This is a genomic window from Actinokineospora sp. NBRC 105648 (assembly GCF_030269645.1).
Taxonomy (GTDB): Bacteria; Actinomycetota; Actinomycetes; order Mycobacteriales; family Pseudonocardiaceae; genus Actinokineospora.
Map to the genome: position 1 here is coordinate 61,091 of NZ_BSTR01000016.1, position 22,048 is coordinate 83,138.

General features: G+C 72.4%; 17 protein-coding genes. 9 read left to right on the top strand and 8 right to left on the bottom strand.

The features are described from left to right. The first annotated feature begins 869 nt into the window (after positions 1-869). Both QSK30_RS16495 and QSK30_RS16500 read left to right on the top strand, forming a co-directional pair. Complete coding sequence (locus QSK30_RS16495; RefSeq protein ID WP_285503734.1) at positions 870-2,369, top strand: aminotransferase-like domain-containing protein; 1,500 nt, start codon at positions 870-872, stop codon at positions 2,367-2,369. Between the two features lie 24 nt (positions 2,370-2,393). Beyond that, a complete protein-coding gene (locus QSK30_RS16500) occupies positions 2,394-2,576 on the top strand; it encodes a hypothetical protein (protein WP_285503736.1) in 183 nt (60 codons plus the stop codon). Positions 2,577-2,648: 72 nt separating this feature from the next. Here the strand turns inward: QSK30_RS16500 and QSK30_RS16505 are convergent, their stop codons facing one another. Continuing rightward, positions 2,649-3,242, bottom strand: a complete 594-nt coding sequence (locus QSK30_RS16505; protein WP_285503737.1) for a TetR/AcrR family transcriptional regulator — start codon at positions 3,240-3,242, stop codon at positions 2,649-2,651. Positions 3,243-3,324: 82 nt separating this feature from the next. Here QSK30_RS16505 and QSK30_RS16510 point away from each other — a divergent pair, with 82 nt between their 5' ends. Further along, complete coding sequence (locus QSK30_RS16510; protein WP_285503738.1) at positions 3,325-4,062, top strand: 3-oxoacyl-ACP reductase family protein; 738 nt, start codon at positions 3,325-3,327, stop codon at positions 4,060-4,062. 645 nt (positions 4,063-4,707) lie between these two features. Here the strand turns inward: QSK30_RS16510 and QSK30_RS16515 are convergent. Further along, on the bottom strand, positions 4,708-6,336 hold the full coding sequence (locus QSK30_RS16515) for a S8 family peptidase (protein ID WP_285503739.1): 1,629 nt from the start codon (positions 6,334-6,336) through the stop codon (positions 4,708-4,710). Positions 6,337-6,634: 298 nt separating this feature from the next. On the opposite strand from QSK30_RS16515, the gene QSK30_RS16520 reads away from it, so the two are divergent. The 3 genes from QSK30_RS16520 (at position 6,635) to QSK30_RS16530 (ending at position 10,703) form a co-directional block, all read left to right on the top strand. Further along, positions 6,635-9,487 (top strand): helix-turn-helix transcriptional regulator, encoded by a 2,853-nt coding sequence (locus tag QSK30_RS16520; protein WP_285503740.1) that lies wholly within the window; start codon positions 6,635-6,637, stop codon positions 9,485-9,487. A 374-nt stretch (positions 9,488-9,861) separates the two neighbouring features. Next, on the top strand, positions 9,862-10,287 hold the full coding sequence (locus QSK30_RS16525; protein ID WP_285503741.1) for a MarR family winged helix-turn-helix transcriptional regulator: 426 nt from the start codon (positions 9,862-9,864) through the stop codon (positions 10,285-10,287). Positions 10,288-10,298: 11 nt separating this feature from the next. Then, positions 10,299-10,703 (top strand): DUF5313 family protein, encoded by a 405-nt coding sequence (locus tag QSK30_RS16530; protein WP_285503742.1) that lies wholly within the window; start codon positions 10,299-10,301, stop codon positions 10,701-10,703. A 33-nt stretch (positions 10,704-10,736) separates the two neighbouring features. Here QSK30_RS16530 and QSK30_RS16535 read toward each other — a convergent pair whose 3' ends face one another. From QSK30_RS16535 to QSK30_RS16555, 5 genes are all read right to left on the bottom strand, one after another. Then, positions 10,737-12,683: a S8 family serine peptidase gene (locus tag QSK30_RS16535; protein ID WP_285503743.1), complete on the bottom strand. Its 1,947-nt coding sequence runs from the start codon at positions 12,681-12,683 to the stop codon at positions 10,737-10,739. Positions 12,684-12,842: 159 nt separating this feature from the next. Continuing rightward, positions 12,843-13,232 carry a DUF3037 domain-containing protein gene (locus QSK30_RS16540; RefSeq protein WP_285503745.1) on the bottom strand — a complete coding sequence of 130 codons (390 nt, stop codon included), beginning with the start codon at positions 13,230-13,232 and terminating at the stop codon, positions 12,843-12,845. After that, entirely contained in the window at positions 13,216-13,998 is a 783-nt protein-coding gene (locus tag QSK30_RS16545) for a HipA family kinase (protein ID WP_285503746.1), read from the bottom strand. The genes QSK30_RS16540 and QSK30_RS16545 overlap by 17 nt, the downstream gene beginning before the upstream one ends. Before the next feature lie 7 nt (positions 13,999-14,005). Further along, positions 14,006-15,214 carry an RNA polymerase sigma factor gene (locus QSK30_RS16550; RefSeq protein WP_285503748.1) on the bottom strand — a complete coding sequence of 403 codons (1,209 nt, stop codon included), beginning with the start codon at positions 15,212-15,214 and terminating at the stop codon, positions 14,006-14,008. Next, the gene (locus QSK30_RS16555) at positions 15,214-15,555 is read right to left on the bottom strand and encodes a YciI family protein (RefSeq protein ID WP_285503749.1); all 342 of its coding nucleotides are present in this window, start codon (positions 15,553-15,555) and stop codon (positions 15,214-15,216) included. The genes QSK30_RS16550 and QSK30_RS16555 overlap by 1 nt, the downstream gene beginning before the upstream one ends. A 107-nt stretch (positions 15,556-15,662) precedes the next feature. Between QSK30_RS16555 and QSK30_RS16560 the strand changes: the two genes are divergently transcribed. Next, positions 15,663-16,721, top strand: a complete 1,059-nt coding sequence (locus tag QSK30_RS16560; RefSeq protein WP_285503750.1) for a hypothetical protein — start codon at positions 15,663-15,665, stop codon at positions 16,719-16,721. 111 nt (positions 16,722-16,832) lie between these two features. Here the strand turns inward: QSK30_RS16560 and QSK30_RS16565 are convergent, their stop codons facing one another. Then, positions 16,833-17,654: a pentapeptide repeat-containing protein gene (locus tag QSK30_RS16565; RefSeq protein ID WP_285503751.1), complete on the bottom strand. Its 822-nt coding sequence runs from the start codon at positions 17,652-17,654 to the stop codon at positions 16,833-16,835. 175 nt (positions 17,655-17,829) lie between these two features. Here QSK30_RS16565 and QSK30_RS16570 point away from each other — a divergent pair, with 175 nt between their 5' ends. Continuing rightward, positions 17,830-19,455, top strand: a complete 1,626-nt coding sequence (locus tag QSK30_RS16570; RefSeq protein ID WP_285503752.1) for a condensation domain-containing protein — start codon at positions 17,830-17,832, stop codon at positions 19,453-19,455. Between the two features lie 76 nt (positions 19,456-19,531). Further along, the gene (locus QSK30_RS16575; protein WP_285503755.1) at positions 19,532-22,039 is read left to right on the top strand and encodes a LuxR C-terminal-related transcriptional regulator; all 2,508 of its coding nucleotides are present in this window, start codon (positions 19,532-19,534) and stop codon (positions 22,037-22,039) included. Positions 22,040-22,048 lie beyond the last annotated feature (9 nt).

The following is a 22,048-nucleotide window of genomic DNA, read 5'->3' on the forward strand; positions in this document are numbered from 1 at the left end:
GGTCGGGGGCTGCTTGCGTGGGTGCCACCACAGCCCGCGGGGCGACCGGCGTGGGCGGTGGCGCCTGGCGCTGGACCGGGGTGAACCGGACGGTCTCCGCCATGGGAACGGCAGGCGGGTGCGGGACGGGACGGGGCGAGGTCAGCTGCGTCGTCGGGTGCGGCACGGCGTCGATCTTGTCACCAGTCCGTGATGAGCGTGCGACGGGGTCTTTGTCGGCGTCCGGAACCTGGCTACCGATTGGGCGAGGAAGATTGTCGGCAACCCACGCAACCACGTGCTCGAATGACCAGTGAAAGGCCAAGCCCCGCTGGTACGCAACAAGATCCCGCCCCCGCTGGTTCCGCAGCGGATAGGCCGACCCTGCTCGCACCCAAGCGAATCCCGCCCCCCACCAAACCGCAGCGGTGAGGCCGACCCCGCTGGAAAGCAACGCCCGTTACGGATGCTCGATCTAGTGGACTCGCTTCGTGTGGGGGGAGAGTGCCGCTAAACTTGCCGTGGGTGGGGATGCCCTTACCCTGCCCTTTCTCTCCACCGCGGTGCTCTAGGGGCCCCACACGAAGCGAGTTCACTAGATCGAGCCCCCTATCTTTTCCTCGGGCAGCCCCAGCGATGAGCCGCCGAAGACGGTCGACCGTAGGTCGGTGTGCGGCACACCGTCCGAGCTGCCCAAGTAAGAGCGGGTCTTGCGCCCCGGCGGGCTCGGCATTTAGAGATAAAGAATTTAAAGAATTGAGATAACGGGTAAGGGGACTTGATCGGGCAACAGTTATGCCTCCGTTCCCCCGTTTGGCCTAGTGGAACCAGGCCAATGTGTCTGGGAATGGACCGGTCCTCGGGCTGCCGTAGGCGGTACGGTCGCAGGCATGGGAGGCGTGGGTGGGGAGCGCGAAGGGGACCGGCTCGTCGAGGCGAATGGTTTGGTCGAGTTGATCGGGGACTGGACCACGGCGGCGGGTCCGCTCTACCGGAAGCTGGCGGGAGCGGTGGCAGCGAGCATTGAGCTGGGTGACCTGCCCGCTGGCGAGCGGTTGCCGTCCGAGCGTGATCTGGCGCGGTTGCTCACCGTGAGCCGGGCGACGGTGGTGGCCGCCTATGACGAGCTGCGCGGGCGCGGGCTGGTCGACAGCGTTCGCGGCAGTGGGACGCGGGTGAGTGCTCGGCGTCGGGTCAACGGGGCCGAGGGGCGGGTGGCGGGTGGTCGGGCCACTTCGATCTCCCAGCGGCTGGTGGACGGGCCGGGTACGACCATCTCGTTGGCCATGGCGATCGAGCCTGCCGCGCCGGAGGTGGCTGAGGCCTATCGGTCGTTGGACGGGGACCTGGCCGAGTTGATGGCCGATGTCGGCTACCACCCGCGCGGCTATCCCCCGCTGCGGCGGGAGGTGGCGACGCACTACACGGCGGCGGGGGCGGTTACCGAGCCTGACCAGGTGTTGGTGACCACCGGCGCGCAGCAGGCGATCGGGCTGGTGGCGCAGATGTACCTGCGGCCCGGGTGCACCGTCGTGGTGGAGTCGCCGAGCTGGCCGGGCTGCCTGGACGTCTTCCGCGAGGCGGGCGCGCGGCTCGTCGGGGTGCCGTTGGACGAGGAGGGCGTGCGGACCGACCTGCTGGCGGCGGCGTTCGCCGACGAGGCGCCGGTGCTGGCCTACTTGATGCCGACCTACCACAACCCGACCGGCACGCTGTTGTCCGCCGGGCGCAGGCGGCGGGTGGCGGAGTTGGCGGCGCGGTACAACGTGCCCGTCCTGGAGGACAACGCCCACAGCGGTTTCCACAGCCTCGCCAGTGGTGCCACACCACCCCCGATCGGGGCGTACGCGCGGGGTGGCGCGGAGGTGCTGACCATCGGTTCGATGGCCAAGTCGGTCTGGGGTGGCCTGCGGATCGGCTGGGTGCGCGGGCCGGTCCCGATCGTCGACCGGCTGACCCGGTACAAGGTGCGCGCCGACCTGGGCAGCCCGGTGCTCGACCAGGCCCTCTCCGCCCGGCTGCTGCCCCGGTTGGCCGAGATCACCGCCGCCCGGGGCACGGTGCTGCGGGCGCGGCTCGAGCACCTGCAGGCGCTGCTCGCGGAGCGCCTGCCGAGCTGGCGCTGGCGCTCCCCCGACGGCGGCTCGGCGCTGTGGGTCGAGCTGCCCGACACCAACGCGCGGATCTTCGCCCAGGTCGCGCTGCGGCACGGGGTGGAGGCGGTGCCCGGGTCGGCCACCGACCCCTCCGGCGCGCACGACAACCACCTCCGGCTGCCGTTCACCTTCCCGGTCGAGACGATCACCGAGCTGGTGGACCGGCTCACCCGGGCGTGGCACGACCTGCGCAGGCACGGGCCCGCGGAGAACCTGACGCGACCGGTGGTCTGAAGGGGCACGGCACCGGCCCGCCGGGTGGGCGCCAACCAGACAACCGGGCGCGGCCAGCGGTCGGCGGGCCGCCTTGTCCGGGCCGAGCCGGTCGTCCCGTGGCCGCGCCCCAGCTCCACAGTGGAGCGCTCCACCGACGCCGGCCCGGCCGAAGTGCTGGTCGCGATCGACAAGACCTACCGCGAGTTCGCCTCCGACCGGAGGTGACCAAGGAGCAGCGGGCGCGCAGCCGCGACAACGGCGCCGTCCTGCGCACCTTCTCCGGGACGCACGGCCTGGTCAGGTGACGAGAACATCCCAAACGGACAGTGCAGCGTCGACAACCCCTTGCAGGGTCGCGGTATCGCTGCCATCTCTGGCTTGGATTGACATTCCATAGAGGACAGTCAGGTAGAACGAGGTGACCGCCGCCGGATCCGCGTGGTCGGCGAGCTCGCCCGCCGCCTTGGCGCGGACCAGTCTGCGGGTCAGCATCTCCCGGTCGCGGGTGCGCAGCTCGGCGAGCAGGTCGCGCACGGTGTCGTTGCCAGGGCTGGTGTTCGTCGCGGCGAGCACGACCATGCACCCCGGCGGCCCGTCCGGGCCCGCGTAGGACTCGGCGCGGGCGCGGAGCATGTCCTCGACGGCTTGGCGCGCGGTCGGGCGGTCGCAGTAGCGGGCGGTGGCGTCGGCGCTCTCGTAGAGCTCCACCGCCTCGCGGAACAGCAGCTCCTTGCTGCCGAAGGCGGTGTAGAGGCTGCGCGTGCCGATCCCCATCGCGGCGGTGAGGTCGGTGATCGAGACCGCCTCGTAGCCGCGTGCCCAGAACAGGCGCATGGCGGTGCGCAGGGCCTCGCCCCGGTCGAAACCGCGCGGGCGTCCCGGTCCCGACATCCGATCCCCTTCCGCTTGACAGGGCGAGCCTACCCGTGTTGGCTAATTGTGCAACGTTCGATGCGGAATTAGGGAGACCAGCATGGGCCTGGATGGACGAGTGGCGGTCGTGACCGGCGGCAGCCGTGGCATTGGTGCCGCGATCGCGCGGCGACTCGCGGCGGGCGGCGCCGACGTGGCCCTGACCTACAACTCGGCCGCCGACCGCGCCTCGGCGGTGGCGGACGAGATCACCGCGCTGGGAAGGCGGGCGCTGGTGTTCAAGGCACCGGCCGACGACCGGGAGTCGGTTGCGCAAGCGGTGCGCCAGACCGCGGCCGAACTGGGGCGGCTCGACATCCTGGTCAACAACGCCGGGATCTTCGACTACGGGCACCTTGAGGACCTGACCGACGAGCAGTTCGACCGGACCGTGGAGGTCAACGTGCGCGCGGTCTTCACCGCGACGCGGGCGGCAGCGCCGTTGATGGGCCCGGGCGGGCGGGTGATCAGCATCGGCAGCAACCTGGCCGATCGTGCAGGCGGCGCGGGGATAAGCCTGTACGCGATGAGCAAGGCCGCGCTGGTCGGGTTGACGCGTGGGATGGCGCGGGATCTTGGTCCGCGCGGGATCACGGTGAACCTGGTGCAGCCTGGGTCGACCGATACGGACATGAACCCGGCTGATGGGGTTGGCGCGGAGGCGCAGTTGGCGTCGAGTGCGGTGGGGCATTACGGGGTGCCGGAGGATGTGGCGGGGGCGGTGGCGTATTTGGCTGGGTCTGGGAGTGGGTATGTGACTGGGTCTGTGCTCACTGTGGACGGTGGGCAGCTGGCTTGAGTTGTATTGGCTTGCCGTTCGGGTTGCGGCGGGGCTCGATCTAGGACGTCTTGGGGTTACCGTCTTCGGTGCCTGGGTTGCGGGGCGTGGGCAGGGTCTGGTGGGTTTGCTGCCCTGGGGTTGCCGTCTTCGTTGCCCGAGTTACGAGCGTGGGCTCGATCTAGTGAACTCGCTTCGTGCGGGGCCCCTAGAGCACCGCGGTGGCGAAAAAAGGGCGGGTGAAGGACATCCCCACCACACGGCAAGTTTAGCGGCACTCCTCCCCCACACGAAGCGAGTCCACTAGATCGAGCATCCGTAACGGGACTTGCGTTCCAGCGAGGGCGGCCTATCCGCTGCGGTCTGGTGGGGACGGCCCCTCCGCTGCGGTCTGGTGGGGGCGGTCTCTCCGATGCGGTTTGGGGGGGTGGCCTCTCCGATGCTGGACCAGTGGGGTCGGCATCCGCTGCGGTTGGGCGGATGGGGCTCTGCCGCGGTTGGGTGGAGTGGACTTCCGTTGGGATTGGCGCTACTGGAAGTCGTTGTGCACCAAGGTTTTTGGGTCCTGAGTTGTGCGTTGTGGAGGCGAGGCCGGTGGCCGGACTGGAGTCCGGCCACCGGCTTTCCCCTCTCACCAGCCGGATCGGTCGGCGGCTGGGGAGTTGGTCAGAGGACTCGCCAGGAGAAGGTCGCGGTGCCGGTGGCGCCGCTGGTGTTGGTGGCCGTGACGGTGACCGAGTAGGTGCCCGCTCGGGTGTAGGTGCCGGTGATCCGGCCGGTGCGGGCGTCGATCGTCAGGCCGGTGGGCAGGCCGGTGGCCGCGTAGGTCAGCGCGGAGCCGTCCGAGGAGCGGGCGTAGACGCTGTAGTTGGCCGGGTGGCCGACGAAGCCGAACTGCTGGCCCGGGTTGAAGACCGTGACCGTGCTGTTGGGCTTGGTCGTGGTGGTCGGGCGGGTGGTCGTCGTGCTGGGCGGGGTCGTGGTGGTCGGCGGGGTGGTCGGCGTCGTCGGGCGGGTGGTGCTGGTGGGGCTGGTCGGCGTCGTGGTGGGGGTGCCGTCGAAGACGCTGTAGAGGAGCTTGTTGGGGGAGCCGTTGAGGTTGGTGACCTTGCCGCTGGTGGCGTTGTTCACCAGGGCGTCGCGGACCTGCTGGTTGGTCGCGTTCGGGTTGGCCGCCAGGTACAGCGCGGCGACGCCGGCCACGTGCGGGGTGGCCATCGAGGTGCCGCTGATGGAGTTGGTGCCGTTGTCCAGCCAGGTCGAGGTGACGCCGGTGCCGGGGGCGAAGATGTCCAGGCAGGTCCCGTAGTTGCTGCCGTTGACCTTGTTCCAGTCCTCGGGCAGGGCGCGGCTGTCGGTCTTGGTGGTGGCGCCGACGGTGATCGCGTCGGGGACGCGGGCCGGGCTGTAGTTGCAGGCGTCCTTGTTGTCGTTGCCCGCGGCGACCGCGACGGTGACGCCCGCCTGGATGAGGCGCTTGATGGCGTCGTCGCTGGCGGTGTCGGCGCCGCCGCCGAGGCTCAGGTTGGCGACGGCGGGCTTGGCCGCGTTCTTGGCGACCCAGTCGATGCCCGCGATCACGTTGCTGTTCGGGCCGGAGCCGCTGCAGGGCAGCACCCGGACGCCGAACAGGTTGACCTTCTTGGCCACGCCGTAGGTCTTGGAGCCGATGGTGCCCGCGACGTGGGTGCCGTGGCCGTTGCAGTCGGTGGCGTCGTTGTCCTTGTCCACCGCGTCGTAGCCGTGCTTGGCGCGGCCCTCGAACTCGGGGTGGGTGGTCAGCACGCCGGTGTCGATGATGTAGGCGTTGACGTTCGACGCGGTGGTCGAGTACGTGTAGCCGTTGCTCAGCGGCAGGTCGCGCTGGTCGACGCGGTCCAGGCCCCAGGTGGGGTTGGGCTGGGTCTCGTTGACGGTGACCGTGGAGTCCTGCTGGACGTAGGCCACGGCCGGGTCCGCGGCCAGGCGCTTGGCCTGCTCGGCGGACAGCTCCCCGGCGAAGCCGCGGATCGAGGCGGTGTAGGTCAGCTTGACCTTCGCGCCGTAGCGCTGGGCCAGGTCGGTGGCGGTGGTGCCGGTCGCGCTCGCGACCGACGAGCCGTCCTTGAACACCACGATGTAGCTGCCGGGGATGGCGTTGTCGGCACTCAGCACACCCGACGGGGTCGGCTGCTGGGCGGGCGCGGCCTCGTTGGCCGAGGCCGGGATGGTGACCGCGGCGAGCACGGCCAGGGCGGCGGCGCCGAGTGCCCCGCCCGCGGCGGCCACGCGCCGGAAGTTGCGATCTTGTCGCATGGTGGAAGATCTCCCTCGCTCACTCCACCCGGAGAACTTTCACCGGGTGGTGGGCCGCCATTGCAGGTTTGGTGACTGACGGCCACGAGGTCACCCTCAAGGGTCACAATCGGTGGTAACAATTGGGGGATTCAGTAGGTAGTGCGTAGTTTTCGGCGACTACCCGACCTACCGCCGCCACTGCGGCGCCCACCTGGTGGACGGACCGGTCACGCCCGGTCGCAGCGGCGTGTCGGCGCCCCGGTTCGGCAGTCATCTCCTGGTGCGGGGCCTGCGGGAGGCCCCGGTGGGAGGCGTGATGAGCAGGAAGGTCCGGCATCGGCTCGGTGGTCTGTCGCCACTGGTCGGCCGGGGCGCCGAACTGCGCGCGGCCCGGGCGGCGCTGGCGGCGCGGCCGTCGGTCGTGCTGGTCGAGGGCGAGGCCGGGGTAGGCAAGAGCAGGCTGATCGGCGAGCTGGTGCACGGGCTCGACGACGCCGTGCTGACCGGGTTCTGCCAGCCCTCGACCGAGCCGTTCCCCTACGGCGCGCTGCTCGACGCGCTCAACGGGGTCGGTGACCGGCTGGCGGGCACACCCCTGAGCCCCGTTGCGGGGGCGCTGCGCCCGCTGCTGCCCGAGCTCGGCGCGCACCTGCCGCCCGCGCCGCCCGCCACCGGCGACCCGCACGCCGACCGGCACCAGGTCTCGCGCGCCGTGCGGGAGCTGCTGACCGCGCTCGGACCGGCGGTGCTGGTCGTCGAGGACTTGCACTGGGCCGATGTCGGGACCCGCCAGCTGGTGCGCTTCCTGATGGGCGACCCACCGCCGGACCTGGGGATCGTGGTGAGCTACCGGCGCGAGGACGTCCCCGACGGCATCCCGCTGGGTTCGGCCTACCGTCCGCCCGGGGGCGCGGTGAGCACCCTGGTGGAGGTCCGGCCGTTCGACCTCGGCGAGGTCCGCGCGCTGGTCGGCGGCGTTCTCGGGGTGCGCGAGGTGTCCCCGCAGTTCGTCGCGCGGCTGCACGAGCGCACGGCGGGGATCCCGTTCGTGGTCGAGGAGACGCTGCGGGCACTGCGCGGGGTGACCGACGTGAGCAGGCTCGACGGCGCGAGCGCCCGGCGGCTGCTGGACTCCGTGCCCTCCCCCGTGCTGCTGCGCGACGGCGTGGTCGAACGGCTGGCGCCGCTGCCCGACAGCGCGGTGCGCGTGGTGCACGCGGCGGCGGTGCTCGACGCGCCCGCCGCCGCCGAGCTGCTCGGCGAGGTGGCCGAGCTCGACCCCGCCGAGACCCGGGCCGCGCTGGTCCACGCGGTCGGCGCGGCGGTGCTGCACGAGGCCGACGGGCGGTACCGGTTCCGCCACGAGCTCGCCCGGGCGGCCACCTACGACACGCTCAGCGCGCCCGACCGGCTGCACCTGCACGCGCGGGTCGTCGGCGTGCTGCGCCGCGCGGTGCCGGTGCCGCTGGCCCGGCTCGCCGAGCACAGCAGGCGCGCGGGCAGGCACGACGACTGGCTCGAGTACGGCCGGGCCGCGGCCGACCGGGCGATCGAGGTGGGCGATGTGAGCACGGCGGCCACCGTGCTGCGCAGGCTGCTCGCCGACCCGGCGCTGACCCAGCGGCAGGTCGACGGGCTGGCGGTGGAGCTGAGCCGGGTGGCGGGCGCCGACATCGACCAGCGGGCGGGCACCGAGGTGCTCGGGCGGCTGCTGCGCGAGCACCGGCTCTCCGCGCCCGCGCGCGAGCAGGCGCAGTGGTGCCTGGGCGTGCTGCTGCTGCACCAGCCGGACGGCGGCAGCCGCGGCCGGGCGCTGATCGAGGCCACCCTGGACGAGTTCGGGGACGCCTCGGCCGGGGCGCGGCTGTGCGTGAGCGTGCTGGCCAACACCGCCAACGGCGCGGCCGACCGGACCGCGATGGGGTTCTGGCTGCGCCGGGCGGAGGCATACCTGGCCGAGTGCGACGACGAGGCGACCCGGTTGCACCTGCTGGCCAACACGACCGGGTCGCGGCTGCTGCTGGGTGACCCCTCGGTCGTGCCGGGGCTGGCGGCGCTGCCCTCGACGGCGGCGACCGCGGCGGGCAGGCGGCAGCTGTCCAGGGTGCACTGCAACATCGCCGACGCCGCGGTCAACACCGGGCACCTGCGGGTGGCGGCCACCTCGGTCGCCGAGTTCCACCGGATCGCCGACGACCGCGCGGCCGGGCTGATCGAGGTGGCCACGCACATGACCGAGACCCGGTTGGCCTGGCTCACCGGCGAGTGGGCGGGCCTGGCCGAGCGCGCGGCCGCGATCATCGACCAGCACGGTGAGCTGTTCCACGTGGTCAACGAGGCCCACCTGGTGTCCGGGCTGCTGGCGGTGACCCGCGGGGCGTGGGACGCCGCCGAGCGGCACTTCCGGGGGACGGGGGTGCTGGACCCGGTGAACTCGGTCTCACCGGTGACGGTGGCGGGGTTCGCCGGGCTGGCGGCGGTCGCCCTGGGTCGCGGCCAGGTCGAACAGGCGTGCCTCGAGGTGGAGAACGGGCTGGAGCTGTTGCGGCGCAGGGGGATCTGGACGTGGTCGGCCGATCTCGGGTCGGTGGCCGTGGGGGTGTACGCGGCGGCGGGGTTGACGGCGTCGGCCGAGCGGCTGGTCGCGGAGATCGCCGAGGGCATCGACGGCCTGGACGCACCACACGCCCGGGCGGCGTTGTCCTACTGCCGGGGCAGTGTGGCCTCCGCACGTGGCGATGTGCTTGGGGCGGCTCAGTTGTACGGGGAGGCCGCTGCGCTGTACGAGGCGTTGCCTGCGCCGTATCTGGGGGCGTTGGCGGGGGTGCGGGAAGCGCGGTGTCTGGTCTCGGCGCACGATCCCCGGGGGCGTGAACTGGCTGCCGAGTTGCTGCCCCGGTTGCGGGGGTTGGGGGCTCATCGGGACGCGGCTCGGTGCGCGCGGCTAGTGGAGCAGAGCCCGGCCCGGTCCCGGCGGGGGCGGCGGGGGTACGGGAGTGAGCTGTCACCTCGGGAGAACGAGGTGGCGGAGCTGATCGGCAAGGGGTACTCGAACCGGGAGATCGCTGACGTGCTGGCGCTGTCGCCGCGGACGGTCGAGCACCACGTGGCGCGGGTGTTGGCGAAGTTGGAGCGGAGTCGGGCTGACCTGCGCTCGGAGCATGCTTGACGCTGCTTTTTGAGGTGTCACGCCGTGTGTTGCCGCGGGTAGAGCGGTGGGCTCGATCTGGTGGACTGCCTTTGCGCGGGGCCCCTAGGGACCCTGCGTGGGGAAAAATGCGTGGGGAGAAGGGCATCCCCACGCACGGCAAGTTTGCAGGGTCCCCCACCCCACACAAAGGCAGTCCACCAGATCGAGCAGAGAACGTCGGGGGCCGGCGGTACCAGCGGAGTCGACTTCTTTCAAGACGAGGGCAAGGATGGGTGACCCTCGCCGCACGTCGGTCTGGGTGGGGGTGAGGTATGTATAGTGGGCTAATGGTTAGTGCACGAAGTAAGGGCTCGGCGGGCGCTGGGGCCGGTGGTGGCGGTGCTGCCGATGCCGTGGATCCGTTGGCGTTGGAGCGGCAGGTGTGCTTCGCGTTGGCGATCGCGTCGCGGAGTGTGATCAGTGTGTACCGGCCGCTGTTGGAGCCGATGGGGCTGACGCACCCGCAGTACCTGGTGATGCTCGCGTTGTGGCAGTCGGCGCCGTTGTCGGTGAAAGAGCTCAGTGGGATGTTGGCGTTGGAGCCCGCGACCCTGTCGCCGTTGCTGAAGCGGTTGGAGGCCAACGGTTACGTGCGCCGGGATCGGTCCGTTGACGATGAGCGGGCGTTGGCGGTGGCGTTGACCGACGCGGGGGCCGCGTTGCGGGAGCGGGCGCTGGAGATCCCGCCTGCGATCGTGGCGCGGTTGGGGATGGAGATCAGTGAGCTGACGGCGTTGCACGGGGCACTCACCCGGGTGATCGCCGCGGCGAAACCGTGAAGGGACAGCAGATGCGTAGTCCGTCGTTCCCGGTGAAGGTCTGGTATCTGTTCGGGGGCAAGATCTCCGATGAGTACCGGGAGTGGGTCTTGCGGGACGCCGCCCGGGCGAGTTGGGGGTGGTGGTTCGCGGTACGGACCCTGTTCCGGATGCTACCGCTCACCGTGGTGATCACGCTGGGGTTGTTGTTCGGGCTCTCGGCGCCGCTGGGGCTCTCGCTCGCGTGCGGGTCGTTGGGGTTGATCGTGGGCTGTTACTTCATGCTCTCCTACGCCCTGGAGAGCACCGAGCACCGGATGACCCGCTACGGCTGGCCGCACGGTGCCGCCGCCCTGGCCCGCGCCGAGCGGACGCGGGCCAGGGATCTGCAGCGGCAGGCCGCCTACGACGCCGTGTGGCGCGACTCGGCGGCGTGAGTCCACATCGGACTCACCTGGGACTCCCCCGGTCTATGCGGCGGTCAGGGCCAGGTCGTCGAGGAGGAACTTGGTCCCGGCGGCGAAGTCCTCGATGCCGTGGAACGACACGATCAGCGTCTGGCCGGCGAAGGCGCCCACGGGGAACGACTTGAGCGCGTAGGCCGCGCTCGCGTTGGTGTTGTCGTAGGTGGCCAGGATCGTGCTGCCCACGCTCACGGTGAGCCGGTCGTAGCGGATCGGGTCGGTCTCCTCGGTGACCACCCTGAGGTAGAACGACAGTGTCGAGTGGACACACGCGGCCGGGATCGTGACCGCCTGGTTGATGGTGTCGTCGGAGTCGACGCCCAGGCCGTTGAGCACGGCGGCGCGGGTGCCTGCGCGCGGGGCGCGGTCGCCGGTCCAGGCGCCGATCGTCTGGGTGTCGCCGATCCAGCCGCTGGTACCGGACTCGAAACCGGGGTTGATCAGCTTTTGGCCGGTGGCCCCGCAGCCGCCGGTGGCCACCGTGACGACGATCGTGAACGAGGCCCCGCGGGCGCGCCCCGCCGCGTCAGTGGCGGTGACCGTGACCGCGGCGGTCGCCTGGGTGGTGGGGTTGCCGGAGATGAGGCCGGTGGCGGCGTTGATGGTCAGCCCCGCGGGCAGGCCCGACGCCGTCCAGGTGTAGGGCGCGGTACCGCCCGCGGCGGTGTTCGGCAGGGAGAACGGGGTGCCGATCTTCGCGGCGCGGAAGCCGGGGTTGGTGACGACCGGGTAGCCGGGGCGGTTGCCGGTGTTGGTGGCGAGCAGGCGGTTGGGTGTGCCGGTGCGGTTCGCGATCACCCGGTTGGCGCCCGCGTCCAGGTAGAGGGCCTCGGCCGCGCGGGCCGGGGTGAGGGTGGGCTCCGCGGCGACGAGCAGGGCCAAGGCGCCGGTGACGTGCGGGGTGGCCATGGACGTGCCGTCGAGGATCTCGGTGGCGGTGTCGCCGGTGTTCCAGGCCGAGGTGATCCCCTCGCCGGGGGCGTAGATGTCGACGCACGGGCCGTAGTCGGAGAAGTCGGAGGTGCGGTCGGTGTCGTCGACCGAGGCCACCGTCACGCCCTCCGGTGTGCGGCCGGGGGTGTGGTTGCAGGCGTCCTCGGTGTCGTTGCCCGCGGAGAGCGCGTAGACCACGCCGTCGGCGATGGAGCGGCGGACCGCGTCCTCGAGCGCCTGGTCGGGACCGGGGCCGCCCAGGCTGACGTTGGCCACCGCCGGGCCGGAGACGTGGTTGGCCGTCACCCAGTCGATGCCCGCGATGACCGCCGAGTTGGTGCCGGTGCCGGTGCACGGCAGCACCTTGACCGCCACCAGCTTGACCCCCTTGGCCACGCCGTGGGTGGTGCCGCCGACGGTGCCCGCGACGTGGGTGCCGTGGCCGTTGCAGTCGGTGTTGTCGCCGTCCCCGGAGGTGTTGGTGCCCCATTGCGCGCGGGTGCCGAACTCCTGGTGCGTGGTGCGGATCCCGGTGTCGATGATGTACGCGGTCACGGTGGCGGCGGTGTTCGCGGGGTAGCTGTAGGTGTTGTCCAGCGGCAGGTCGCGCTGGTCGACCCGGTCCAGGCCCCACGACGGCGGGCTGACCTGCGTGCCGTCCACGGACACCCGGCGGTCCTGGGTCACGTAGGCGACCGCCGGGTCGGCGGCGATCCGCTTGGCGGCCGCGGCGTCGAACTCGCCCGCGAAACCGTTGAGGGCGTGCCGGTACGTCTGCCGCACCTTGGCCCCGTAGCGGGCGGCGAAGGTCGCCGCGGTGGTCGAGGTGAGGGATCGCTCACCGGGGGCTTCCTTGAACACCACGATGTAGCTGTTGTCGATGAACTCCGCCTTCGGCGATGCGTGGTCCCCCCTCTGTGGACGCTGCGAGGCCGCTGCCGCGCTCACCCACACCGCGGAGAGCCCCATCACCACGGCGAGCACCCAGGACACACGTCTGGTCAGGTTTCGCTTACGCACTAAGGTTTCCTCCCCCTCCAGTCGCCAGTTCCCTTTACTGGCAACGAGCGGGTACAGGTTCACACCCCGATGCGCCGCGGCACAACCCGCCAGATGGGGCATGGACGTACGGGGTCCACAAAGGACAAGGATGGTCCGGCGTCGGACGAACTTGCCCGGCTAGGAGTCGAGCGGGAGGACGAGACGGCGGAAGAGGCGGTCCAGGTCCGCGTCCGGGTCAGTCGTGAGACCCGTGTGGGTGGGCGAGGTCTGGACGAGGGTGCTACGCGGGGCGGTGAGCCAGCGGAAGCGTTGTCCTACCGAAATTCCCGTCACCGGGGCGGCGTTCGCACTACCATCGCACGCACCGCACAACAGGCCAAGAGTGTCCGCGAGAACGGAAAGGTCAAGAGACGCATCCAACGCGAGCAGGCGCTCCTTGTCCACGTGGGTGCGGCAACGCAGGTAGTCCAAGGGGGCGCAGTAGAGCAAGACGCCGACGTTCATTGCCTCGCCGCGGTCCTGTCGGGGTACGGCGCGCAGCAGGGCGTACTCAAACACGTGCGGCACGCGCGGCCTCCAGGTCGTCGAGCCAGGCGGGGTCGGCCAGCCGGGCCTCGAAGTACGCGGTGTACGCGGCGCGCGCCTCGTCCGCGGTCGAGAACGCGCCGTCTTGAGTCAGCCAGTCCTCCGGAACGAGTGCGAGCACGCCAGCCAGCGCGGGTAGGACAAGAGGGCGAAGCTCTTGGTCCGCCTCGGCAAGAGAACCTGCGACAGGCAGCATGACGTGGTCGGAGGCGTCATAGCGATAAGAGGCCGCCGGTTGCCACCCAGGCGCGAAGCGGTGGTGGAAGTAGAGAGCCGCGCCGTGGTCGATGAGCCAGACGTCGCGGTGCCACAGCAGCAGGTTCGGGTTGCGCCAGCTGCGGTCGACGTTGAGGACCAGCGCGTCCAGCCACAGCACCCGCGCGGCGAGCGCCGGGCCGGGATCGCGCACCAGCGGGTTGAAGTCGAACGAGCCGGGCAGGAAGTCGAACCCGAGGTTGCGCCCGCCGCTGGCCCGCAGCAGCGCCTGGACCTCCTCGTCCGGCTCGGCGCGGCCCAGCTCGGGGTCCAGCTCGGCCAGCACGATCTCGGGGACGCGCAGGCCCAGCGCCCGGGCCAGCTCGCCGACCACGACCTCGGCGACCAGCGCCTTGACGCCCTGGCCCGCGCCGCGGAACTTGAGCACGTACATGCCCAGGTCGTCGGCCTCGACCAGACCGGGCAGCGACCCGCCCTCGCGCAAGGGCGTCACATAGCGCGTCGCGGCAACCGCGCGCAGGGACGTGGACACCCCCGAATCATGCCCTGAGCCGCTCGCGGGCGCGCCGCAGGTGGTCGCGTTCGGCCGGGTTGCCGATCAGCTCCTCGGCGCGCGCGTAAGCCCCCGCCGCCTCGTCGGCGCGGCCGAGCCGGGCGAGCAGGTCCGCGCGGACGGCGTGGAACACCGGGTAGTCGGGCAGGTCGAGCTCGTCCACCAGGGCCAGCGCCGGGCCGGGGCCGTGCACCTCGGCCACCGCGACGGCCCGGTTCAGCCGGGCCACCGGGGTGGGCGCGATGGCCAGGAGCTGGTCGTAGAGCGCCAAGACCTGCCACCAGTCGGTGGGCGGGGTGTCGGTGTGCACGGCGTTGATCGCGGCCTGCACCTGGTAGGGGCCCGGCCTGCCGCGGCGCAGGCAGCGCCGGACGAGCTCGTGACCCTCGGCGACCACCGCGTGGTCCCAGCGGGACCGGTCCTGTTCGGACAGCACGACCAGCCGCCCGTCGGCGGTGGTCCGGGCGGCGCGGCGGGCGTCGGTGAGCAGCATCAGCGCGAGCAGGCCCAGCGCCTCGGGCTCGTCGGGCATCAGCTCCACGAGCAGCCTGCCCAACCGGATCGCCTCGGCGCACAGGTCCGCGCGCGGGGCACCGTGCCCCTGGGTGAAGACCAGGTACACCACCGCGAGCACGGACCGCAGCCGGGCGGGCAGCTCGGCCTCGGCGGGCACCCGGTACGGGATCCGGGCGACCCGGATCTTGTTCTTCGCCCGGACCAGCCGCTGGGCCATGGTGGGCTCGGACACCAGGAACGCCGCGGCGATCTCGGGGGTGCTCAGGCCGCCGAGCAAGCGCAGGGTCAGCGCCACCCGGGCGGCCGGGGCCAGCGCCGGGTGGCAGCAGGTGAAGATCAGCCGCAACCGGTCGTCGCGCACGGCGTCCTCCTCGTCCTCCTCGTTTTTCTCGGTCCACTGGCTCTCGGCGCTGTCCGCGTGCAGGCGGGCGGCCGCGGCGTGCCGGTCGTCGCGGGTGGACTCCCGGCGCAGCCGGTCGACGGCCTTGTTCCGGGCGGTGGTGATGATCCAGCCCGCTGGACTGGGCGGCACGCCGTCGGTGGGCCAGGTGCGCACCGCGGCGGTGAAGGCGTCCTGGACCGCGTCCTCGGCGAGGTCGATGTCGCCGAGGACGCGGACCAGGACCGCGACCGCGCGGCCGTACTCGCGGGCGAAGACCCTCGCCACCGCCTCGGTCATCAGCCCGCGACCGGCCGCACCTCGATGGGCAGGGTCAGGATCCGGGCCGCCGCGCGGCCCCAGTCCAGCGCGGCGTCGAGGTCGGCGGCCTCGATGACCCAGAACCCGCCGACGTGCTCGCGGCCCTCGGCGTACGGGCCGTCGGTCAGCAGCACCTCGTCGCCCTCGAGCCGCAGGACGGTGGCGGTCTCCGGGGCGTGCAGGCCAGCGTTGAACACCCACGCGCCCGCGTCGCGCAGGCGCTGGTTGAACGCGCCCAACTCGCGCATGATCGGGTCGAGCACCTCGGGGGCCGGGGGTGGGCCGTCGGGCTGCTGGATGCTGAGCAGGTACTGCGCCATGGTGGTCTTCCTTCCGGTGGGTCTCACCCCCTATACGAACAGGGGAGGCGGAAATCGACACCTCGGGAGCACGTGTCCCGACCCGGTTCGGACTGTACGGTGCGGTCATGTCGGAACCGCCCCGCCAGCCGCGCGACCCCCGCCAGCCCGACCAGGGCGGATACCGCCCGCCCGGGCAGCCCTACCGGCGGCCGACAGACCCGCGCGACTACCGGCAACCGGGCGACCCGTACCAGCAGGCCGACCACTACCAGCCGGACCCGTACCAGTCCGGCGGCGGTCAGGCACCCGATCCCTACCGCCGCGCCGAGCCCTACCGCGCCGACGAGTCCTACCGCCAGGCCGAGTCCTACCGCCCCGAGCGCCAGTACCCGCCGACGGCCCAGTACCGGACCCCTGAGCCCTACCGGCAGGAGTCACATCGACCCGCTGAGTCTTACCGCCCAACAGAGCCCTATCGCTCGGGCGACTCTTACCGCCCCGAGCCGCACCGGCCCACGGCACCGACCCGGCCGCCGCAGTCCTTCCCGTCCGAATCCGGGGGCGGCGGCTTCCGGCTACCCGGGCTGGGGGTCATCCTGGCGATCGTCGGCGCGGCCGTGCAACTGCTCAGCCTGGTGGCGCTCCCCTGGTTCGCCAACGGCGGCGACGCTCAGTCGCTGATCAGCATCTGGCACACCCTCTCCGACAGCGGCGCCAGCGGCTTCGGCGCCTGGTACCTGCTGGTGTTCAGCTACCCGCTGGCGATCCTGGGCGTGCTGCTGGCCTTCGCCGCGGTCCTGGAGTCGGTGGCGATGAAGGTGGTGTGGGGCGGCCTGGTCGTCCTCGGCGTCGGCTACCTGCTGCTGCGCTACGGCGTCGCCCCGCTCACCGGTCTGTTCGGCGTCGAGCGCGACTTCACCACCCGAGACGTCGTCCTGGCGGTCGCGGCCGTCGCGGCGGCGGTGGTCGCGGTCTTCGTGCTCAAGAGCGCGGTCACCATGTTCCGCCGGGTGGCGGGCCTGGTCCTACTCGCCCTGTCGGGCCTGCACGTGGCCGCCCTCAACGACCTCACCGACGGCGGCCTGAGCAGCCTGAGCATCGGCGCCTTCGGCCCGGTCGCGGGTTACCTGATCATCGCGGTGGCCGCCCTGGTCGGCCCCCGCCGCTTCGTCCCCGGCACCTAGGGCCTGTCCGCAAGCCGGATGAGCGGTGTACATCAACTCATGCCCGCGCACCACAACCCAAGATCAAACCAGGCCACCAACACCCACTTCGAGGACAGGCCCTAGCCCCGGTCACCTCGACCGGGGCTTGCGCCGGACCGGCAGCGGTGAGGTCCAGTGCGCGGGGTGCCTGACCCGATCCGGCAACCGGGTGCCCGGGCCGCCGCGCGCGGAGTCCACTTGGGACTGGACCAGGAACAGCGCGCCGGTCAGGTCGGCGTCGGTGAGGTCCGCAGTGCGCAGGTCCGCGCCGATCAGGTCGGCGCCGCGCAGATCAGCCGCACGGAGGTTGGCGCCAATCAAGTACGCCCCGCGCAAGCTGGCGCCCCTTAAGTCCGCTTTGCCGAGATCCGCCCCGAAGAGGTCCGCGCCTCGGTAGTCCTTCTTGCGTTTGAACCCGGCGCGCGCGACCGTGCTGACCTTGAGCAGCAACGCGTTGACCCGTTCGCGCAACGCGCGTACGTCGAATCGGGCGATCTCGTCGACCGTTCCCGCGGTGGCCAGTTCGGTCTCTTGCCGCACCGCCAGCAGGTCCGCGCGCACGCCGTCCGCCGCCGCGAGGGTGAGTGCTTCGGTGAGGTACCAGAGCAGTTCGTGCAGGTCGCGCATCGCCGGGAACACCTCGGCGGCCCGGGCCGACGGCTCGCCGCCGAGTGTCACCTGGACGACCTGCTGCCCGGCGCCGAAGCAGTCGTAGACGGTGCAGCCGGTGAAACCCCGGTCGCGCAGGGTGTCGTGGACGCCGCAGCGGTGGTCGGCCAGCAGGTTCGGGCAGCGGGTGCCCGCGGGCTTGTCGATCGCGAAGTCGGCCGAGGCGGCGAACGCCGGGACCACGCAGCAGAGCGCGGCGCACCGGCCGCAGTCGGCGCGCAGCCGGTCGAACGGATCGGACACTGCGCTCCCGGGGCCGTGTGGACTCCCGACATCCTACGCCCGGCCGAGTCACCGCTCCCCAGCCTGGTCGAGCGAGCGGAATCGATCACGAGATAGGGGGATTTCCCCCATGCTCGCCGCCCACGCGCTGCCTAGGGTCCTACCGGGGATCCACTGGCCTCGGGAGGAACTCGCCATGACGGTGCCACTGTCGACACTGCCGGTGCGCTTCCGGGGGGCGCGCGGGGCCAGCGGCCCGGTGACCCTCGGGCAGCGCAACGTGTTGCGGTGGCTGGGATCCGACGGCGACCGCTCCGACGTGCTGCCGGTGTTCGTCGAGTTGGCCCCCGGCCACACCCTGGCCGAGGTGGTCAGCGCGCTGGGCGTGCTGGTGGCCCGGCACGAGGCGCTGCGCACCCGGTTCGTCCCCGATGCGCCAGATGGTCCAGTCCAATGCGTGCAGGCCGCCGGCGAGGTCGAGCTGGAGCTGCACGAGCTGCGCGGCGACCCGTGGCAGTTCGTCGGCGAGCTGGTGTGGCGGGCGGTGCTGGTGCCCTTCGACGTGGTCAACGGGCTGCCGCTGCGGGTGCTCGCGGTGACCGGCGCGGACGGCGCGCCGCTGGTGGTGGTGCTGCTGTTCTGCCACGTCGCGGTGGACGCGGCCGGGGCGGCGATCGTCGGCGACCAGCTGCGCGCGCTGCTGGCCGGGCGCGACGACCTCGACCAGGAGCCCGGGCACCAGCCGCTCGACCAGGCCGAGTGGGAGCAGTCCGAGGTCGGTCGCAGGCGCACCCGCTCGGCGCTGCGCTACTGGGATACCCGGTTGCGCCAGGTGCCGCAGGCGATGTGCGCGCTGCCGCCGCACCCGGACGGCGTGCCCGGGCACCTGGAGCGGCGGATGCTCTCCAGCGCGGTCGCCTCGGCGCTGCGCACGATCGCGGGCCGCACCGGCGCCAGCCACTCCACGGTGGTGCTGGCCGCGGGCGCGGCGCTGCTCGGCGTGCACACCGACACCCCCGCGGGCGCGATGGTGTCCATCTGCGGCAACCGGTTCCGCTCCGCGTGGCGGGAGTACGTCGGGCCGCTCGCCCAGGACGCGTTGGTGCCGTTCACGCTGGCGCCGGAGGCCACCTTCGACGAGCTGGTCAGCCAGGTTCAGGCCACCACGATCAACGCCTACCGCTACGCGCAGTTCGACTCGGTGCAGCTGTGGGAGGTCATCGACGCCGTCGGCCGCGAGCGCGGCACGTACTTCCACCGGGACGCGGTCTTCAACGACCTGGGCGCCACCGGCGCGAGCGCGGCCAGCCAGGCGCCCGAGGATCCGGTGGCCGCGCTGGCCGACACCCGGCTCGAGGCCATGCCCGACCGGTCGCTGCCCACCGCCTTCCTGCTCACCCTGGGCGGCGTGGACGAGACGACCGCCGACATCCGGCTGCACACCGACACCACGCGCTTCCCCGACGTCGACGGGTTCCTGCTGGCCCTGGAGCGGCTGCTGGTCACCGCGGCGACCGGCGAGCCGCGGGTGCGCGACATCGCCGCGATCACCGGGGTGGTCCCGGTGGCGCGCGGCGCGGACTGGCAGGTGATCGACTCGTCCTGGGTGGACCTGGCCCGGGTGCGCGAGCTGGTCGGCGGGCCGGTGCGGGTCGAGGACGGCCGGATCGTGGCCGAGGTGGCCGGCGGGGCGGACACCCCGGCCGCCGCGCACGCCCGGGTGCTGGCCCAGCTCCCCGGCAGCCCGGCCGCGATGGCCCCGCACCACTATGTGATCCAGGCCGCCGACCGCACCCCGATCGGTGAGGGAAGCGGGCGCTGACACTTCCGGAGTCTCGGCGGTAACCTGTCCTCGACAATCGATTCCCGTCATGTCGATTGCGAATCAGGGGGTCCGGATGGGAGCACCCGCCCGCGAGCGCGTCGTCGGTCGCGAGCAGGAACTTTCCGCACTGCGTCGGGCTCTCGACGCGCTGGTGGCGGGCCGGGCGCAGGTGGTCGAGATCCACGGCGAGCCGGGAATCGGGAAAACGCGGCTGCTCGCCCAACTGGCCGACCTGGCCGATTCCCGGGGCCTGCGGGTGCTATTCCCGGCGGTGTCTCGACAATGGAGTGAACGGAAGTCCGATGATCCCGCGACGGTGCTCGCGGTCGACGACGCGCATTCGGCGCACTGGCTCGACGGGGTGCTGCGGGTGCCGCCGCCGGGGCCGGTGCTGCTCGCGGTGGGCTACCGGGACGGGTGCGTGTGGCTGCCCGCCGCGCTGGCCCGGTCGCCGTGGCCGCTGACCCGGCTGTCCCCCGGGCCGCTGGGTCCGGCGGAGGTGGCGGCCCTGCTGCCGGGCACGCCCGCGCACGAGTGCCGCGCGCTCGCCGAGGCGGGCGGTGGCAACCCGCTCTACCTGCGCGCGCTGAGCCGGGTGGCGCCCTCGGTCGTCGCCGCGCTGCTCGACCCGGACCGGGTCGGTGAGGCCCCGCTGCCCGACCGGGTGCTGGCGGTCGCGGTGGGTGAGCTGCACGGCCTGGCCAGGACACCGCGCGAGGTGGCCTACGCGGTCGCCGCCGCGGGCACGCCCGCCGACCTGGACGTGGTGGTCCGGGTGGCCGGGCTGCCGGAGTCGGTGGTGCTGCGCGCGGTGGACGAGCTGGTGGCGGCGGGCCTGGTCGCCGCGCACGGTCCGCGGCTGCGGTTCCGGCACCCGCTGGTGCGCGCGGCGGCCTACCAGTCGGCGGGAGTCACTTGGCGCACCCAGGCCCACCGGCGGGCAGGCGAGTACCTCAGGGCGTGCGACGGGCCGCTGCCGCTGCGCGCCTTCCACGCGGTCCGCACGGCGGGCTACGGCGACACGGAGGCGGCCGAGACGCTCGCGGCGGCGGCGAACGCGGTGCTGCACTCGGCCCCGGCCACCGCGGCCACCTGGGTCGAGCGCGCGGTGGACATCCTGCCCGCGGACCGCGCCGCGCCGCTGCTCCCGTTGCTGGGCCAGGCGTTGAGCCTCAGCGGCGACCTCGCCCGCGGCCGCGACGTGCTACACCGGGCTCTAGTCCACAATGGACCAGATCGGGCCGCCGCAGTGCGTGCCTGCGCCCGCACCGAGCGGCTGCTGGGCCGCTACGCCGAGGCGAAGGCGTTGCTGGACAACGAACTCGACCGCGCGGACTCCCCCGACACCGCCGGGATCGCGGCCGAGCGGGCCACCGTCGCCCTGCTCCTGGGCGACACCGCGGGCTGCACGCACTACGCCGGCCGGGCACTGGCCGCCGGCGACGAGGCCGCCGGACACGTGCTGGCCGGCCTGGGCGCGGTGCGGTCCGGGGCGACGTCGGTCGAGGGCCTGCCCGCGACCGTCCGGCTGGTCGACGGACTACCGGACTCGGTCGTGGGCGATCACCTGGCGGCGCTGGCGTGGCTGGAGCTGGAGTCGGGCCACCCCACCGACGCGGCCCGACACCTGCGGCGGGGCTTGGACTTCGCCCGCGCGACCGGCCGCCGGTCCACCCTGCCGACCCTGCTCACCGCCGACGCGGCGCTGGCCGTGCGCACCGGCGCGCTGGTCCGGGCGCGGGCCAGCGCGAGCGAGGCGGGCCGGATCGCACTCGCCCTGGGCAGCCCGGAACTGGCGGCGATGGCAGCGGCGGCGGAGTTGCCGTGCGTGCTGTGGCAAGAGGGCCCAGTGGCGGCCTTGGCGGCGGCGCCCGCACCGCAGTCGCGGTGGTCGGCGGAACTGGTCGACCTGGCTGTCGCGGAAATCCACCTGGCGGCGGGCGACTTCACCGCGTGCGCGGAGCACGTCACCCGCGCCGTGGGCGGGGATCTCTCGGCCGCGAGCCCGCGGGAACGGCCCGCGTGGGCCGGACACCTGGCGGTGGCGCTGGCCCACTTGGGGCGAGCCGAGGAAGCGCTGCACCTGGTGCGCGGCACAGCGGTCGGAAGCCTCGCGCGGGCGCTGGTCTTCGCCTGTCTCGACCACCCGGGCGCGGCTCGGGCCGAGGCCCTGCTCGCGACGGCGGCCGACCCGTTGACCCGGGCGCGGGCACACGAACTGCTCGCGGAACTGCTTGCCGCAGAAGGAGAACTGACCGCGGCACGGGCGGAGCTGGGGAAGGCCAAGGAGGGCTACCTCAGCTGCGGCGCCACGTGGCTGTCGATTCGGCTGCGGGGCACCGAGACCCGGTTGGGCGCCCGGGCGCCGCGCCCCCGCAGGCCGCTGGGGACGGTGGAGGCCCTGTCGGGACGGGAGCTGGAGATCGCCGAGTTGGTGGCCTCGGGGTTGACGAACCGGGAGGTGGCCACGCGGTTGTTCCTGAGCAGCAAGACCGTGGAAGGACACCTGGCACGGGTGTTCACGAAGCTCGGCGTGAAGTCGCGGATGGGTGTGGCACAAAGACTCTCCGCCCGGTCTTGACCTGCCGCC

What these genes read in the sequence shown, in the direction of transcription:
- QSK30_RS16495 (WP_285503734.1), top strand. Translation starts at nt 870, where the DNA reads ATGGGAGGCGTGGGTGGGGAGCGCGAAGGGGACCGGCTCGTCGAGGCG.
- QSK30_RS16505 (WP_285503737.1), bottom strand. Translation starts at nt 3,242, where the DNA reads ATGTCGGGACCGGGACGCCCGCGCGGTTTCGACCGGGGCGAGGCCCTG.
- QSK30_RS16510 (WP_285503738.1), top strand. Translation starts at nt 3,325, where the DNA reads ATGGGCCTGGATGGACGAGTGGCGGTCGTGACCGGCGGCAGCCGTGGC.
- QSK30_RS16515 (WP_285503739.1), bottom strand. Translation starts at nt 6,336, where the DNA reads ATGCGACAAGATCGCAACTTCCGGCGCGTGGCCGCCGCGGGCGGGGCA.
- QSK30_RS16520 (WP_285503740.1), top strand. Translation starts at nt 6,635, where the DNA reads ATGAGCAGGAAGGTCCGGCATCGGCTCGGTGGTCTGTCGCCACTGGTC.
- QSK30_RS16530 (WP_285503742.1), top strand. Translation starts at nt 10,299, where the DNA reads ATGCGTAGTCCGTCGTTCCCGGTGAAGGTCTGGTATCTGTTCGGGGGC.
- QSK30_RS16550 (WP_285503748.1), bottom strand. Translation starts at nt 15,214, where the DNA reads ATGACCGAGGCGGTGGCGAGGGTCTTCGCCCGCGAGTACGGCCGCGCG.
- QSK30_RS16555 (WP_285503749.1), bottom strand. Translation starts at nt 15,555, where the DNA reads ATGGCGCAGTACCTGCTCAGCATCCAGCAGCCCGACGGCCCACCCCCG.
- QSK30_RS16560 (WP_285503750.1), top strand. Translation starts at nt 15,663, where the DNA reads ATGTCGGAACCGCCCCGCCAGCCGCGCGACCCCCGCCAGCCCGACCAG.
- QSK30_RS16570 (WP_285503752.1), top strand. Translation starts at nt 17,830, where the DNA reads ATGACGGTGCCACTGTCGACACTGCCGGTGCGCTTCCGGGGGGCGCGC.
- QSK30_RS16575 (WP_285503755.1), top strand. Translation starts at nt 19,532, where the DNA reads ATGGGAGCACCCGCCCGCGAGCGCGTCGTCGGTCGCGAGCAGGAACTT.